At 50.6% G+C, this 14,272-nt stretch carries 15 protein-coding genes, 2 pseudogenes and 1 other annotated feature; of the genes and pseudogenes, 5 read left to right on the forward strand and 12 right to left on the reverse strand.

The features are described 5' to 3' along the window. Positions 1 to 7: 7 nt before the first annotated feature. From etp to cspH, 9 genes and pseudogenes are all read right to left on the reverse strand, one after another. Positions 8 to 454: a protein-tyrosine-phosphatase Etp gene (gene etp, locus QUE34_RS06100; RefSeq protein ID WP_286338942.1), complete on the reverse strand. Its 447-nt coding sequence runs from the start codon at positions 452 to 454 to the stop codon at positions 8 to 10. Next, positions 442 to 1,581, reverse strand: a complete 1,140-nt coding sequence (locus QUE34_RS06105; RefSeq protein ID WP_001295357.1) for a polysaccharide export protein — start codon at positions 1,579 to 1,581, stop codon at positions 442 to 444. The genes etp and QUE34_RS06105 overlap by 13 nt, the downstream gene beginning before the upstream one ends. A gap of 45 nt (positions 1,582 to 1,626) precedes the next feature. Next, a pseudogene (locus QUE34_RS06110) lies at positions 1,627 to 2,457 on the reverse strand (YjbH domain-containing protein); the annotation flags it as partial. Between the two features lie 42 nt (positions 2,458 to 2,499). After that, positions 2,500 to 3,713 (reverse strand): IS3 family transposase gene (locus tag QUE34_RS06115; RefSeq protein WP_394295875.1). Its coding sequence is split into 2 segments (ribosomal slippage): positions 2,500 to 3,425 and positions 3,425 to 3,713, totalling 1,215 coding nucleotides; the frame shifts between segments, so codons are not numbered across the junction. Next, positions 3,316 to 3,432: a sequence feature (AL1L pseudoknot), on the reverse strand. It overlaps the preceding gene by 117 nt. A 54-nt stretch (positions 3,714 to 3,767) precedes the next feature. Next, positions 3,768 to 5,036: pseudogene (locus tag QUE34_RS06120) on the reverse strand (YjbH domain-containing protein); the annotation flags it as partial. Continuing rightward, the gene (locus tag QUE34_RS06125) at positions 5,036 to 5,782 is read right to left on the reverse strand and encodes a capsule biosynthesis GfcC family protein (protein ID WP_105268726.1); all 747 of its coding nucleotides are present in this window, start codon (positions 5,780 to 5,782) and stop codon (positions 5,036 to 5,038) included. The pseudogene QUE34_RS06120 and the gene QUE34_RS06125, both read right to left, overlap by 1 nt. Beyond that, positions 5,779 to 6,423 carry a lipoprotein GfcB gene (gene gfcB / locus QUE34_RS06130; protein WP_001316256.1) on the reverse strand — a complete coding sequence of 215 codons (645 nt, stop codon included), beginning with the start codon at positions 6,421 to 6,423 and terminating at the stop codon, positions 5,779 to 5,781. The genes QUE34_RS06125 and gfcB overlap by 4 nt, the downstream gene beginning before the upstream one ends. Before the next feature lie 106 nt (positions 6,424 to 6,529). Next, on the reverse strand, positions 6,530 to 6,835 hold the full coding sequence (locus tag QUE34_RS06135; RefSeq protein WP_103253245.1) for a hypothetical protein: 306 nt from the start codon (positions 6,833 to 6,835) through the stop codon (positions 6,530 to 6,532). Positions 6,836 to 7,276: 441 nt separating this feature from the next. Further along, positions 7,277 to 7,489, reverse strand: a complete 213-nt coding sequence (gene cspH / locus QUE34_RS06140; RefSeq protein WP_000087763.1) for a cold shock-like protein CspH — start codon at positions 7,487 to 7,489, stop codon at positions 7,277 to 7,279. A 285-nt stretch (positions 7,490 to 7,774) separates the two neighbouring features. Between cspH and cspG the strand changes: the two genes are divergently transcribed. From cspG to QUE34_RS06160, 4 genes are read left to right on the forward strand one after another with little or no spacing between them, the layout of a single operon-like run. Then, positions 7,775 to 7,987, forward strand: coding sequence for a cold shock protein CspG (gene cspG, locus QUE34_RS06145; protein WP_000066490.1), 213 nt, complete (start codon positions 7,775 to 7,777; stop codon positions 7,985 to 7,987). A 10-nt stretch (positions 7,988 to 7,997) separates the two neighbouring features. Then, positions 7,998 to 8,186 carry a cold shock small protein YmcF gene (gene ymcF, locus QUE34_RS06150; protein WP_071524879.1) on the forward strand — a complete coding sequence of 63 codons (189 nt, stop codon included), beginning with the start codon at positions 7,998 to 8,000 and terminating at the stop codon, positions 8,184 to 8,186. Next, on the forward strand, positions 8,161 to 8,391 hold the full coding sequence (ymcE, locus tag QUE34_RS06155) for a protein YmcE (protein ID WP_103253243.1): 231 nt from the start codon (positions 8,161 to 8,163) through the stop codon (positions 8,389 to 8,391). The genes ymcF and ymcE overlap by 26 nt, the downstream gene beginning before the upstream one ends. Beyond that, positions 8,381 to 8,554 carry a GnsA/GnsB family addiction module toxin gene (locus QUE34_RS06160; RefSeq protein ID WP_001019197.1) on the forward strand — a complete coding sequence of 58 codons (174 nt, stop codon included), beginning with the start codon at positions 8,381 to 8,383 and terminating at the stop codon, positions 8,552 to 8,554. Before ymcE ends, QUE34_RS06160 begins: the two co-directional genes overlap by 11 nt. Before the next feature lie 48 nt (positions 8,555 to 8,602). On the opposite strand, the gene QUE34_RS06165 is transcribed toward QUE34_RS06160, so the two are convergent. Both QUE34_RS06165 and torS read right to left on the reverse strand, forming a co-directional pair. After that, positions 8,603 to 9,676, reverse strand: a complete 1,074-nt coding sequence (locus tag QUE34_RS06165) for a 4Fe-4S binding protein (RefSeq protein WP_103253241.1) — start codon at positions 9,674 to 9,676, stop codon at positions 8,603 to 8,605. Positions 9,677 to 9,747: 71 nt separating this feature from the next. Then, positions 9,748 to 12,492, reverse strand: a complete 2,745-nt coding sequence (gene torS, locus QUE34_RS06170; protein ID WP_103253240.1) for a TMAO reductase system sensor histidine kinase/response regulator TorS — start codon at positions 12,490 to 12,492, stop codon at positions 9,748 to 9,750. Between the two features lie 82 nt (positions 12,493 to 12,574). Here torS and torT point away from each other — a divergent pair, with 82 nt between their 5' ends. Further along, positions 12,575 to 13,603: a TMAO reductase system periplasmic protein TorT gene (gene torT / locus QUE34_RS06175; protein ID WP_103253239.1), complete on the forward strand. Its 1,029-nt coding sequence runs from the start codon at positions 12,575 to 12,577 to the stop codon at positions 13,601 to 13,603. Here torT and torR read toward each other — a convergent pair. Further along, entirely contained in the window at positions 13,576 to 14,268 is a 693-nt protein-coding gene (gene torR, locus QUE34_RS06180) for a two-component system response regulator TorR (protein WP_001120131.1), read from the reverse strand. The genes torT and torR overlap by 28 nt on opposite strands. Positions 14,269 to 14,272: the final 4 nt, after the last annotated feature.

Raw genomic sequence — 14,272 nt, forward strand, 5'->3', positions numbered from 1 at the left:
ACTCAAATTACCGGCTGAGGCGCTTCGCCCATTCCTGACTGGCGCGCTCCAACATACCGTAGACATGCTCAAATGCGTCCTGACTTTTACGATAGGGATCCGGGATCTCTTTCTGTTCCAGCCATTGCCCAAACAGCATTGTCTTCCCGCGGACCTCGGGAGCGATTGCCGTAACCTGAGCAATATGTTCCGACTCCATTGCCTGAATCAGATCGTAATTTCGTGCCATCTCAGCAGTAAGCTTACGTCCGGCATGTCCTTCAAGAGATACGCCATGATTAGCGGCAACATCTGCCGCTGTTGCATCTGCAGGGTGCTTTACCAGACCATGAACACCTGCCGATTTGACTTTTACGCCTGGCAGACGTTTACGCAGCAAGCGCTCGCCAATGGGCGAACGGCAAATGTTGCCGGTACAAACCACCAGGATTGAGTTAAATTTTAGTTGGGCCATGTTTGAATCCACCGTGAAGTTTCTGTCAGGTCATGCACCCCGGAAATCGTCGGTACCAGCAGAGAAATCACACGGTTCCAACGAGCCAGCGGCGCGGTAGTGACATAAACAATGTCGTAAGGTTCAAGCTGGAATTCCGTTCCGAGTATCATTGCCGATGCGTCCTTCGCATTCAGCTGATAAATATTGGCGATTTTGCCATTCTGCTTGTTTTGCGTTGCACGAATAACAAAAATCCCCGTCGCATCAGCGACATCCTGATTCATACCCTCAGCGTTACCCAGTGCTTCCGCCAGGGTCATACCGCTGCGGTCCATTTTCAACGTGCTCTGTTTACCCACTTCACCCATCACGAAGACTTTCAGATCATCGTTGCGCGGAATAAATAAAATATCGCCCGGGTGCAGCAGTTTGTTCTGGCGCAAGTCGCCACGCTGCATCAGCGCATAGAGGTTCACTTTGGTCTTTACGCCATTCTGGGTGAGCACCACGTTGCGCCAGTCTGCATCTGCGGTCAGACCGCCCGCGGCGTTAATCGCATCCATGATGGTCAGAGGAATATTGGTAATCGGCTGCTGACCCGATTTGCTGACTTCGCCGGTGACGTACGCTTTTTGCGATCGGAACGCCGCGACGCTGACATCGACTTGCGGGCTTTCAATGACTGAGTCCAGACGCGCTGTAATCTCGTTGCGTACTTGGGTAAGCGTTTTCCCGGCCACTTTCAGGCGACCAATATAAGGGTAGAAAATTGCACCATCAGCGTTAACCCAGTTGCCAGTATCACTGGCGCTACGATATTGCCCTGCGGGTGTGGTTAGTTCCGGGTGATCCCAGACCGTCACCATCAACACATCACCAATGCCGATACGATATTCATAGTTCGCGATTTGCTGCTCCAGCTCCGGGTTAGCCTGCGACATAATCGGTTTGGCGCGCAGCTGATCAATCAATCCTGGCGTGACGGGATAGATATTGACCATTTTGTCCAGGTCATACTGATTGTCAGGTAGTTCAATGACATCCTTGTTACTGGTCGATAAATTCTGACCAGGAACAAGGGTACATGCTGTCAAAGACAGAACAGCCAATGTCAGTACCGAAAACTTAAAAATGTTCTTTTTCATTGGTTTATATTTATCAGTCATTGTAATGTTATGAATTACTTCAGGTTATTGTCCAACCGGTACTTCTCGCTCTGCCGTCATTGGATAGAGCTGGTATTTGCGTGACAGCATTTGTCCACCATCACGCGTCAATGGTGTCCACGAAACCACCGCGCGGTTGCGGTTAGGTCCAATGGTCATCAAGTCGAACGGAATCGAGATATAAAAACCTTTACTAAAGCCGCCTTCGCCGTAGTCATCTTTAGATACGTTACTGATTGCCGCCCATACCCCTACCGCCACGCCGCTGTCAAAGCGTTTGGCGACGTCGATCGTTGCGCCTTTATCTTTTGCCAGATATTGCCCAACGCTAAGTTTCATCAGTACGCCATTGAGCGTCGGCGGATTCCAGTAAGCCGTCACGAAACCTGTTGGCGTGGAATAATCGGTGAAACGCATCATGTTGTCCCAGTCACGCTGCTTCACGTAGTTAACGTCCACACCTAGCGCCCAGCTGGCATCTAGCGGGCGATAAAGCAGCTCGGAACCGACACCGGCATACATCGTTTCCAGATAACCGCCATACACCTGGCCATAGAAACCATTGCCTAAGTCGGCAAAATAGTTCGCCTGCAAGTTGTTGAGATAAACGTCATTGCGAACGTAGTCACGGATATGCGTGCGCACGCGGGGGAGGGTAGAGTCCGCGGGTAACAGCGAAGACTTAAACTTGTCGTAGTTGTTGTAAATATTGGTGAAAATACCGCCATCAAGCAGCAGGTGATCGGTAAACCAGTAGCGGGCGCTGGACATCAGCCCCAACTGGAACATATAGAAATCTTCCGGGCCGCCCAGCGACTGTGAAAGTGTTGGGTTGAAAGAGTAGCTAAAGCGATCTGAACCGCCCCGGTTTTCCTGGAGAGTGTTTTATCTGTGAACTCAGGCTGCCAGATCATCGTTTCTGATGGAAGCATAATAAGCTTTTTCTGCTTCTGCCGGAGGGATATGACCCAGCCTTCCCAGCAATCGTCGATTGTTATACCAGTCCACCCACGTGAGTGTGGCCAGTTCCACTTCTGCACGGTTTTTCCAGCTCTTACGGTGTATTACCTCCGCTTTGTAAAGACCATTGATGCTCTCCGCCATCGCGTTGTCATACGAGTCACCTGTACTCCCTGTTGATGCCAGCAGTTTTGCTTCTTTTAGTCGCTCCGTATAGGCCAGTGATACATACTGAGAACCTTTATCACTGTGATGGACTGTGCCGGACGGCCGACGGGCCCACAACGCCTGCTCCAGTGCATCCAGCACGAATGTCGTTTCCATAGACGATGAGACTCGCCACCCCACGATACATCCGGCAAACACATCAATGATGAACGCCACATAGACGAAGCCCTGCCATGTGCTGACGTAAGTAAAATCAGCCACCCACAGCTGGTCAGGACGTTCTGCCACGAACTGACGGTTTACGCGGTCGCCTGCGGAAACGGCTTTCCGGCTGACGGTAGTACGGACCTTTTTACCCCGGAGAACACCGGCAAGTCCCATAACCGCCATGAGGCGCGCCACTGTACATCTGGCCACCCTGATACCTTCGCGTAACAACTGGCGCCAGACTTTACGCACACCGTACACCTGATGATTTTCATCGTATACGCGCTGTATCTCTCTCTTCAGCCAGTCATCGCGCTGAGCACGGGCACTGCGTTTATCAGGATGATGTCGCTGTTGCTGACAGTGGTAATACGTTGACGGGGCAATATGCAGCTCACTGCATACCGGTCCGACCCCGTACTGCTCACGCAGCTTATCCAGCAGTGGCATTATTTTTTCCAGAGGCGGTCGAACTCCGCCTTCGCAAAATAAGCGGAAGCCTGGCGAAGGATATCGTTACTGCGGCGCAGTTCACGATTTTCACGTTCCAGCTCTTTCAGACGCTGACGTTCAGCGGTGGTGAGTCCACCATCACCGCCCCCGGTATCCCGCTCATGCTGACGAACCCACACACGCAGAGTCTCTGGTGTACAGCCAATCTTTGGGGCAATGGAACAAATTGCCGCCCATTGTGAGTCATATTCGCCCTGACTTTCCAGAACCATACGGACTGCCCGTTGACGGACCTCGGGGGAAAAACGTGTATTTTTAGTCATCCTGTTTACCTCTTTCTCAGGGAGTTTAGTCTCCAGGATTCCCGGGGCGGTTCAATCTTCACGAATACGGTAGCCCCGACCAAAGGCAGAAAGATCTTCAGCTTCAACACGTTGTTGTTGCAGTGGCTCTGCTTTACCAGGCGCGGTACCGGCGAGCTGTTTGCGCAGGCTGGCTACGTCGGTTTCGGTCGTCACCATCGCCATATGCTCGCGCTTTTGCGTCACGCTAATCTTCTCAACGCCTTGCGGCAGGTTATTCACCAGAATCCGGTTGGCACGATCGACCGCTTCACGAGAGTCACGGTATTTGTATTGCTGACCAGACATATATAGCGTCTTATCGCGCAGCTGAATTTCTGGCGCGTCAAAGCCCGCGTTATACTTCAACGCGGTAAGTTGGTTCGCTACTGTGGTGTACTGCAATCCTTCAGATTCCGGCGCAGGTTGATACGCCGGTTTTGGCGTATCGCGCAGGGCAGGGCGCAGATCGTTGAAATTGGTCCGTAATGTGAAGCCAAACATCAATGTGTTACCGCGCTCGTAGCTAAGGTTAAGATCTGCCCAGCTGGCAGCACGATACACAGCACCGAAATTGAAATGACTTGCCTGCGGCAATTTGCCCGCAAAATCATTCTGGTAATTGTTGCCGTCGTATTCGAGTTTCAGACGCAGAGGATTCCACGGCGTTTGATACTCAATGCCGCCAAAGATGGACGCCGGACCACGAAAGATATCGCTAAAGCTGATATCTCCCGCATCGTGAGACTCTGCACGATGACAATATTTATCGCTCACCCGGCAAAACGGGTTGGTAATATTGCCCGCATTACCGGCGTAGCCCCACGCCATCCCGAGGGTGAAATCAAATGGCCCCGCTTGCTTGCTGGCCACCAGATATTCACCGTCAAACAGACCCGTACCAGCAATATCACGTTTACCAAACGCCACTTGCGGTAGCCAGTAACCTTCTTCCCACAGGCGAAGTTTAAAATCGAAAGATTTGTCTTTGTATGACTGATCGCCGCTGAAATCTTCTCACTGGCTATATTTGCGTGTGCGCACATCCGTATAACGAATGGTGCCTTCCAGCCATGGGAACAGCGCCACGGACGTGGAGTAGAAACGGTATTGATCGTTATCCCGGTAGTTGACGCTGAATTCACCTTCCGGTGCGATGCGCGCATTTGGCATCTGCAACAATCCTGTGCCGCCAAAGTCTGATTGCGACGACCCCAGTGGATCCGGGTAGGTGAATACTTCAGCATGACAGGCACTGGAGACGGCAATGGCCAGGCAGCTTAAAAGATAAGAGTTCTTCTTCATCAGTCAGGAACACGTTGCGTTAAAACAGACACAATCTGGTCATTTAAATCAGCATATTTTTCGGGCAGTACATGCGCAGAAAAGCCCAACCAAAGCTGGCTGCCAGGCGGTGGTTCCACATGTCTTTTATTCCACAGGGCAACAGGGGCGACGACAGTCTCACCCTCAGGCGTAATCACCATAACGTTATTCTTGTCCGCGCCTGCAAGACGGGTGTGATCTTGCAGATAATCGGTAACGCTACGGCCTGCCAGCCAGGGCAATTGCCCAGCCCCAGAAACCGCACCCAGCAGAGTAATAGTCACTGGGCGCTGTACGGTATAGAGCGTATAGTCCCCGACCAGCGGGGGATTGCTGTTCTCATCCACTCGCACAAAATCAGGGTCCAGTTTGACTGGTAAGCGACCAGTGATATTGAGATTGAGTAACTGCTGGCGCACGGATTTAATCGTTGCCGTCACATCGTCGTCAGCTTCTACTTCCCAGGAAGCAAGCTGTGCCATGACATGTTGGTAGTCTTTAAGCGCTTTAGCTTTCGCCGCGGAGTCGGTCAGCAAGACTCCAGGCCACCAGAGGCGATCGCGCAGTTGCGGTTGTGTCACCAACTGGACAACATTCTCCACGGGGCCAACGGAAAGGGGCTGTTGTTCGCCAGGCAGATAAATAGTCACCGTTCCTTGCGCAAAGGCATGGGGTGTCATTACGTAAAGTACGCTGGCAATGAAATACGACAGTAATTTATTCATGGTGCGGGTTTAAGAAACGTCATTTCTACGGGAATAACCCCTGCGCCTAACATTTGCCGACTTTGACGAACCTGGCCAGTAGCCGAATCGACCCAGAATGTGTTTTGCCACTGTTTTTCTGGCAGCGTGGAAGTCACCTCTTCCTGCCAGACATTACACAGCACATCGCGACCCGCAATATTCAGCGTCTCTAATCCAGCAAAGGAAAAAGTGGAACTCAGGGTCGCAGAGCGAAAATGATTGTCTTCACTCCAGAGAATATCGCGCGTCCAGCGGCTGCCGTCTTTTATTGCCAGCGCGTTACGCAGAGGGTCCTGCCCGGAATTTGTCACTTCCAGCAGATTATTATTAAGTTTGACGGTTTTTAAAAGACGTCCATTGTGGGTAACCAGCATGGCGTTATCCTGGGATAACCATTTGCTTTGTTCTTGTTCTATATATCCCAGTACCACAAAGATTCGTTGCCCTTCATTAAGGCGTAAATACATCGTGGAATAAGGCAACGCCTGGATCTGCTGATCCGCTACGGTGATATCCTGATTATCGAATAGGCTGGCGCGAAATGTATCGACCATACTTTGCTGGCTGTGCGTACATCCCGCAAGAAATAGTGCGAAAATTGATAAAATAAGAGGGCGCACCTTTAATCCTTGAAAGGTTAATTAAAAAAATGCAAATCTCTAAAGCCCGGTACGAATATCGCAACCGGGTATCATTTAACTTTAATTTCGACGCGTTAAAGTGGTATTAGCGCGTAGTGGACGTGGTGGTTGAGGTGTTATGAGAACCGCCATCGCCACTGTCATTTGCTGCAACAACTGCCAACGTCGCCACACCAACAGCCGTTGCCACACCGACAACAGTCGCTGTGCCGACCGCGCCAGCAGCTACGCCACCGGTGGTAGCAGCAGTCGTAGTGGCACCAGTAGTGGTCGTTGTGGTGCCAGTAGTACCCGTCGTTGCCTCGGTCCCGTTTGCTGCTTCTGGTGCAGCAAACGCAGCTGGCGTCGTCAACATGAAGGCCATAAGGATTGCAGAAAACTTGTGTTTCATAACTTTTCCTTTATTCATCGCATGGACAATACGTACGCTTGAGATCAGAATTATCTACTTTGAGTATAACATCCTTGTGAAATCTCCCTTTCCTCATACCGCTTGCACTATATACTGCGGGTAGGAAAGGCGCGCAGAGGGAAATATAGGATTGTTAACGATTTCCCTCTGGAAATACGACTCGTGGGCATAAGATAAATCTTAGAAAAATATAAATTAAAGATAAGAAAATTGTTGAGAAAGCTATTAACTATTGTTGGTAATATAGTTTCAAATGGTACTATAACCGACTGTTAAGTGGCGTTTATAACTATTAGGTACAGAGATATTCGGTCAAATGTATTAGTTTCTTGATGAAAAAGTAACTTGCGTTATAATGTGTAGTGTTGACTATTAATCTATTCCAATAAAACCAGTCAGTTTTAAACAAGCAGCGTCATATTAAGAGAGATAAACATTTGCCGCTGTTGGTCCACGCAGGCCATTTACGCGGCAAAATTCCACGCGTAATCCTGGTATAAGCACTTCTGCATCGCGGGGAGTGAATGCGGAAATATGGACCTGGACTTCTTTACGACCGTCGGAGGGGATAATGAATCCTTTGCCGCTTTTGCGATCAAAGGTTTTGACAATTCCTGTCATTTTACGGGACAAACAAATTCCTTACTGAAAATACTGCGCTGCACTATACGGGGTTAATAAAATAAAGCCAGCGATATTTAAGACCGCCGGACGGCTAAAATAAAATTTGCTTAATCTCAATTATCATGCGTTAATAGCTGCGTCGGTTTGAAAGACAGACAGCATACAAAGTAGTTTACTAAAGCAGTTCTCATTATCAGGCATTATCCCCTTCTTTTGAGTCTCTCTCCTGAACACTAAGTAGTTTCTGTATTAAAGCCCTGTTTGCCGAAAGGCCCAAAATGAAGGAAGTAAAATATGTCTAATAAAATGACTGGTTTAGTAAAATGGTTTAACGCAGATAAAGGTTTTGGCTTTATCACTCCTGATGATGGCAGCAAAGACGTTTTCGTCCATTTCACTGCCATCCAGAGCAATGAATTCCGCACGCTGAACGAAAATCAGAAAGTTGAATTTTCTATTGAGCAGGGGCAACGTGGTCCCGCGGCAGCGAACGTTGTTACGCTCTAAGGTTGCCGTTATTACTCAACATCTCCATTTCCGCTGTCCATGTTGTCATGGTTCACAGTACCGCACATCGGCATTCGATGTGACGGAGCGAAATCCTTTAGGGGCAAAGTGTATTTTTTGTAAATCGACGATGATCACCTTTGATAACGTCGCGCTGCAAATACGCACTGACCATGCGCCGCTGGATTTCACAAAATAAGATCAGGCTCCCTCGTGGAGCCTTTTTTATATCTGCCTTATTTTTCTTCAACGCTGTATGTATAGTAAGCGATAACCTGTTGATTATTGAATCTTTCGGGGAGATGGCTTATAACATTTCTTACCTGACCAGGGGACCGGGAACCAACACCTTACTGGCGTGTTGCTGTCTTTTAAGACCAGAAGAGGTTAACAGTGAATATTGAAGAGTTAAAAAAACAAGCCGAAACGGAAATCGCTGACTTTATCGCGCAAAAAATCGCCGAGCTGAACAAGAATACAGGGAAAGAAGTCTCTGAAATTCGCTTCACCGCACGAGAAAAAATGACCGGGCTTGAAAGCTATGATGTCAAAATCAAAATAATGTGATTTTGTGAACATCACCCCGTGCGAGGTGATGTTCCGCTTGTTGCTAATTTAGTGACCAATCATTGGCGCTTGCGGAATTAAGCGTCGGTACAATTCCTCCGGCACCGGGCTTTGCCATACTCCCGCATACATTGCGTAACCAATCACCGCAAACATAATCCCCAGAACCAGTAGCGTCATTAACCAGCCAGACAACGCAAAGGCTTTTTTATTTGCCGCAGGTTTTTGCAGTGAAAAGGTCAATGTTGAGGCTACCGGACATGACTCTACGCAAGTCATACAACCGGTACATTCCACGGTTCGTACCTGAATTAATTTATCGACCGGGATCCGCGATGGGCAATTTTTTGCGCATTTGCCACAGTCGATACAACTTTCGGCATTGCGACGAATCTTAAACGGCGACAATAGCGAAACCACGCCCATCAGCGCGCCATATGGGCAAAGATAACGACACCAGGCATGGCGAATAAACAGACTGACAATCAGCAAAACGGTCACGCTGATTAATGTCGCGGTCCCCATATGACGAAAGAAATCGAGCATTTTAACGTCCATCACCACGCTGTAGGGCGACAACATAAAATAGTGAATAGCCTGAGCGGGCATCAATAACGCGATATAGAGAAAAAAACTCAACAGCAAATACTTCACGCCGCGCAGAGGAATATCCAGACAGCGGGGAAGGACAAATTGCCGACCAAACAGTTTGTTACCGAGATCGCCGATGAATTCAGAAAGCGTACCAACCGGGCATAACCATGAACAAAAGGCCTTTTTTAGTAATAGACTGATGACGATAAAAGCGACCAATAACAGCATCGCGGCGGCGTGGACGGACGGTAACTGGCCTGTTGCAAGGCTATATTTCAGATTCATCAGACCGGCAATCGGTAGCCAGCCTTCGATGCCTCCTGGCCTGGCGACAAATGTCGTACTACCTGCCGTTTCGTAATAGCGCACCCAATACCAGAACGTGATGGCAATATAAATATTAATTGCCAACAGTAATAATTGCGTCGCTTTACGCCAGGTCGTGGCATTGCGCCAGTCATTCCACGGTAATTTGCCGCCCGTCGTGCCTGGCCGCCGCTGCCAGCGGGTTCTTCTTTTCTCTGCCATGATTTTGCCAGTCCGTTAAGTTGCATGCCAAATGCCACTATTCTAGTTGTTCTTAACTGGCTGATATTGATTCAAATCGCGTTCAGGTCTTTCTTATTCAACCATGCTTCCAGAGCGGCAACACTGCGTGTAATTTCTTCGTGTGGAAGGGGGGCAGATAATGGCTGCTGCTCCAGTTGTGCGCATAGCTGGCTGGCGCTACGCATTCCCAGACTCGAGCAACTGCTTTTTAGCTGATGTGCGGCACGCTTTATTTTCTCGCTTTCCTGACTGGCGCGGGCAATGTCGATGTCATCGAGAAGCGGCAGGGCATGTTGTTTAAATAATGTCAGCCATTCCTGGATCTTCTCCGTCCCCATCAACTGAGCATCTTCATTGAGTTGCGATACATCCAGCGGTTGATCGTTATTGACTTGCAGTTGAAGATAGTGCGCCAGTAACTGACCGAGTACTTCACGCGGCACCGGTTTAGGGATAATCCCGTGAAATAGCGAACTGGTACGCTGGCGCAACGTTTCGTCGATGACATGGGCGCTAAAGCCAATCAAAACCAGCGACGGATATTGCTGTACCAGTTGTCGGGCAAGGGTAATACCGTCGATATCCGGCAGATCAAAATCCACCAGTGCGGCAGCAAACGGTTCGCTATTTTGCAACGTCTCTATCGCGTGCGCGGCATTGCCAACAGCAACGACCTGCGCACCACTGTTGTTCAGCATCTCAACGGTAATTCGCTGGGTTAGCGGGTTATCTTCAATTAACAGCAAACGTAAACCGTCCAGATGCACCGCCTGATTGACTGTTTTTGGCACGGGTGCCGTGGCAATACGTAACGGCAAGCGTAAACAAAAACAGCTTCCAACCTCCGGCGTGCTGGTGGCGCTGAGTTCGCCGCCCATCGCCTGGGCCAGACGGCTACTGATAGTCAGCCCCAGCCCGGTGCCGCCGCGTTTGCCGCTAACCTGAACAAATGGCTGGAAGATTTCAGCCAGTTTCGAGGGATCAATACCGCAGCCGCTGTCTTCCACTTCGACCAGCCATTGTTCGCCATCAGTGCGACTACGCAGGATAATGTGCCCTTCGTCGGTGAAACGCAGGGCGTTGCTCAACAGGTTGGTTATAACCTGACGAATACGCCGCGGATCGCCCATTAACGCAGTCGGTACATCGTCGGCAATTTCAGTTACCAGGCGAATCGGACGACCTTTCACCCGTCCGCTCATTAATTGCAGGGTACTTTCCAGCAGCGGGCGCGGTTCAAAGGGCTCATCGCTGACCGAAACATTCTTGCCACCCGCTTCGATAGCCGAATAATCGAGAATGTCGTTAAGGATGGTCAGCAACGATTCACCAGAGTCAGTAATTGCCCGCAAATCATCACGCTGGGCATTAAGTGCGGGATTATCCGCCAGCAGTTGCGCGGTGCCGAGAATACCGTACAGCGGTGTGCGGATCTCATGGCTCATCGCCGCCAGAAACGCCGATTTTGCCTGGCTGGCTTTTTCTGCTTCCGCCCGTGCCTGTCGGTGTTCTATCACCAGCTCCTGCAATTCAGCTGTACGCGCTTTGACCTGCGCCGCCAGCTGTTCGCGGTGGCGATTCAGTGCATGAACACTGCTGCGAAACGCATCCATCAGCCGCCCGATGGTGTCCAGCTCCCGCACGCCAGCGGTTTCCGGGAAAGGGGAGTTGATATCACCGTCCAGCAGTCGTTGCAGCGCCTGCGTTTGTTCGGCAAGGGGACGCGTGACTGAGCGATAAACCACGCGCCAGAGGATCAGAATCAGTGCGCAAAGAGAAACTATCCCCAGCAATAACAGGCTGTATTGCCCGCGTGCACTGGCTTTTTCCAGATGCGCCAGGCCATGCTGATTACGCAGCTCAATGGTGTCGACCAGTTGACTGACTTCGCTACTAAACTGCGCGAACTGGGCGATGTTATTTTGGGCGAGAGTTTGCAGGTGATTGCTGATTTCACTGTCCTGCTGATACAGCGCCAGCAAATCGCTATATTGGCTAACGGAAGTTAACGTTGTTGCGACCTGAGCACGAACTCCCGGATCTTCAATGCGTATTTGCCGACGTTGCAGAATTTTCACCGCATTATTGAGCTGCTGTTCCAGCGTTGGCGCATTTTTCTGGATCTGTTCCAGCCCCAGATTCATCACCATTTGCTGCACGCGCAGGGCGCTAAGGCGCAGTTCATTCATCTGGTTAACGTACTCAAGATCGATATCAATCAGCCGATCAAGTGCGTTTTCTGCGGCCTGACGCTGATGTTGTTCGATCAAATCGTAAATCCCGGCCTGGGTCGCTCCGGCAGAGGTCGCCGCATTATTCGCCTGACCTTGCGCCAGGCGTGCGATCTCATCGGCAGCAGCGACTATCTGCTGGCTGAGTTGCTGTTGTTGCTGGCGCAGTTGCAAACGCTGCCCCACCAGTTCCCCTTGTTGACGTAACGAACGGGAGATCTCCTGCTCCTGTTGTTCAATAGCGGTGGTATCAAAACCTTGTTCCCGTAACGCTTGCAGCAACGCGTTAATCTTCAGGCTTTGTGCGGTGAGCATTCGCCCCTGCGCCTGCCACATCTTTTCGTTATCGGCACTGGTCAGGTTCTGGGCGGCGAAAAGTTCCCAGGCGCTGGCTTCGCTCAACTGGCGCGCCATATTCATGGTAGGAATCAATGCCTGAGTATTGTCTTTTTCCACCTGGCTGATAAAGCGCAGGTTGTACCATCCCACCAGGGTACTGGTCAGGGTTAACAGCGCCATCAGGGCAAAGCCCATCCAGAGTCTTCGGGTCAGGGTTAAATTCACGGTCAGTGTACTTAAGGTGAAAAAGGTTGAGTCGCAAAGCGGAATGCATCTAGCATAAAGCCTTATTATTGATGAGGCTATCATGCGCGTACTGCTATTGTTACTTCTTTCCCTTTTCATGTTGCCTGGATTTTCGGCTGATAACTTGTTGCGCTGGCATGATGCGCAGCATTTCACGGTGCAAGCCTCTATGCCGCTTAAAGCCAAACGCGCATGGAAACTGTGCGCGCTTTATCCCAGCCTGAAAGATTCATACTGGTTATCGTTGAACTATGGTATGCAGGAGGCTGCTCGCCGCTACGGTGTGGATTTAAAAGTGCTGGAGGCAGGCGGCTACAGCCAGTTGGCTACCCAGCAAGCACAAATCGACCAGTGCAAACAGTGGGGGGCAGAGGCCATTTTGCTCGGAAGTAGCACGACGTCATTTCCCGACCTGCAAAAGCAGGTAGCAAGTCTGCCGGTGATCGAACTGGTAAATGCTATTGATGCTCCCCAGGTGAAAAGCCGCGTTGGTGTGCCGTGGTTTCAGATGGGCTATCAACCAGGGCGATATCTGGTGCAATGGAGTCACGGAAAACCACTGAACGTGCTGTTGATGCCCGGCCCCGATAACGCCGGGGGCAGTAAGGAGATGGTAGAGGGTTTCCGCGCCGCCATTGCCGGAAGCCCGGTGCGTATTGTCGATATTGCGCTCGGCGACAACGATATTGAAATCCAGCGTAACCTGTTGCAGGAGATGTTGGAGCGCCATCCAGAAATCGACGTTGTGGCCGGAACGGCGATTGCGGCAGAGGCGGCAATGGGTGAAGGGCGCAACCTGAAAACGCCGCTGACCGTGGTGTCATTTTATCTTTCACATCAGGTGTATCGCGGACTAAAGCGGGGAAGAGTGATTATGGCTGCCAGCGATCAAATGGTCTGGCAGGGGGAACTGGCGGTTGAGCAAGCGATCAGGCAATTACAGGGACAATCGGTGTCTGATAATGTCAGCCCACCGATTTTAGTCCTGACGCCGAAAAATGCCGATCGCGAACATATCCGCCGCTCGCTGTCACCAGGGGGATTTCGTTCGGTCTATTTTTATCAGCACACATCAGCGGCTAAGAAATAACCTTCGCCATGTTGTGTCACCAGTAAATCCGCGCTGAGTTTATGACGTAAACGACGAATTAACACATCGACGGTGCGCAGGTCGGGATTTTCCACCCGGCGCGCAGAAAGCATACGCAGCAGACGTTCACGGCTGAGAATTTCGCCCGGATTGGTCACAAATGCCACCAACATTTCATACTCTGCGCGGGTTAGTTTAATCGGTTCGCCATCAAGCTCCAGCGTATGGCGCGACACATTCAGGCAATAACCGGCAAAGCGATAGCAGTTGTCCTGAGTGAGCGGTTGAGCTTGTCGCGCGAGGTCGATTCGCCAGAGCAGATTTTTCACCCGTACCACCAGTTCGCGCAGTTCCAGCGGTTTGGTGACGTAATCGTCTGCGCCCATTTCCAGCCCAACAATACGGTCAATCCGATCGCTGCGTCCGGTAACCAGAATAATACCCACCGTCGAACGTTCCCGCAGGGCGCGGGTTAACATCAGGCCATTTTCATCGGGCAAATTGATATCCAGCAGAATTAAATCCACTGGCTGGTTTTGCATAATTTCACGCAGCCCGGCACCGCTCGCCGTAACGGAAACGGTATACCCCTCCTGAGTGAAGTAGGTTTGTAATCGCGCCTGGGTAACCGGCTCATCTTCAACAATAACAATGTGATGTGGCATCAGA

Source organism: Escherichia sp. KS167_9B, from assembly GCF_030295215.1.
Classification (GTDB): Bacteria; Pseudomonadota; Gammaproteobacteria; order Enterobacterales; family Enterobacteriaceae; genus Escherichia; species Escherichia coli_F.

Excerpts from the sequence above, each read along its gene's own strand:
- ymcE (WP_103253243.1), top strand. The coding sequence starts at position 8,161 with ATGCGCCGCTGGATTTCACAAAATAAGATCAGGCTCCCTCGTGGAGCC.
- QUE34_RS06125 (WP_105268726.1), bottom strand. The coding sequence starts at position 5,782 with ATGAATAAATTACTGTCGTATTTCATTGCCAGCGTACTTTACGTAATG.
- etp (WP_286338942.1), bottom strand. The coding sequence starts at position 454 with ATGGCCCAACTAAAATTTAACTCAATCCTGGTGGTTTGTACCGGCAAC.
- cspG (WP_000066490.1), top strand. The coding sequence starts at position 7,775 with ATGTCTAATAAAATGACTGGTTTAGTAAAATGGTTTAACGCAGATAAA.
- QUE34_RS06105 (WP_001295357.1), bottom strand. The coding sequence starts at position 1,581 with ATGAAAAAGAACATTTTTAAGTTTTCGGTACTGACATTGGCTGTTCTG.
- torR (WP_001120131.1), bottom strand. The coding sequence starts at position 14,268 with ATGCCACATCACATTGTTATTGTTGAAGATGAGCCGGTTACCCAGGCG.
- QUE34_RS06135 (WP_103253245.1), bottom strand. The coding sequence starts at position 6,835 with ATGAAACACAAGTTTTCTGCAATCCTTATGGCCTTCATGTTGACGACG.
- QUE34_RS06165 (WP_103253241.1), bottom strand. The coding sequence starts at position 9,676 with ATGGCAGAGAAAAGAAGAACCCGCTGGCAGCGGCGGCCAGGCACGACG.
- torT (WP_103253239.1), top strand. The coding sequence starts at position 12,575 with ATGCGCGTACTGCTATTGTTACTTCTTTCCCTTTTCATGTTGCCTGGA.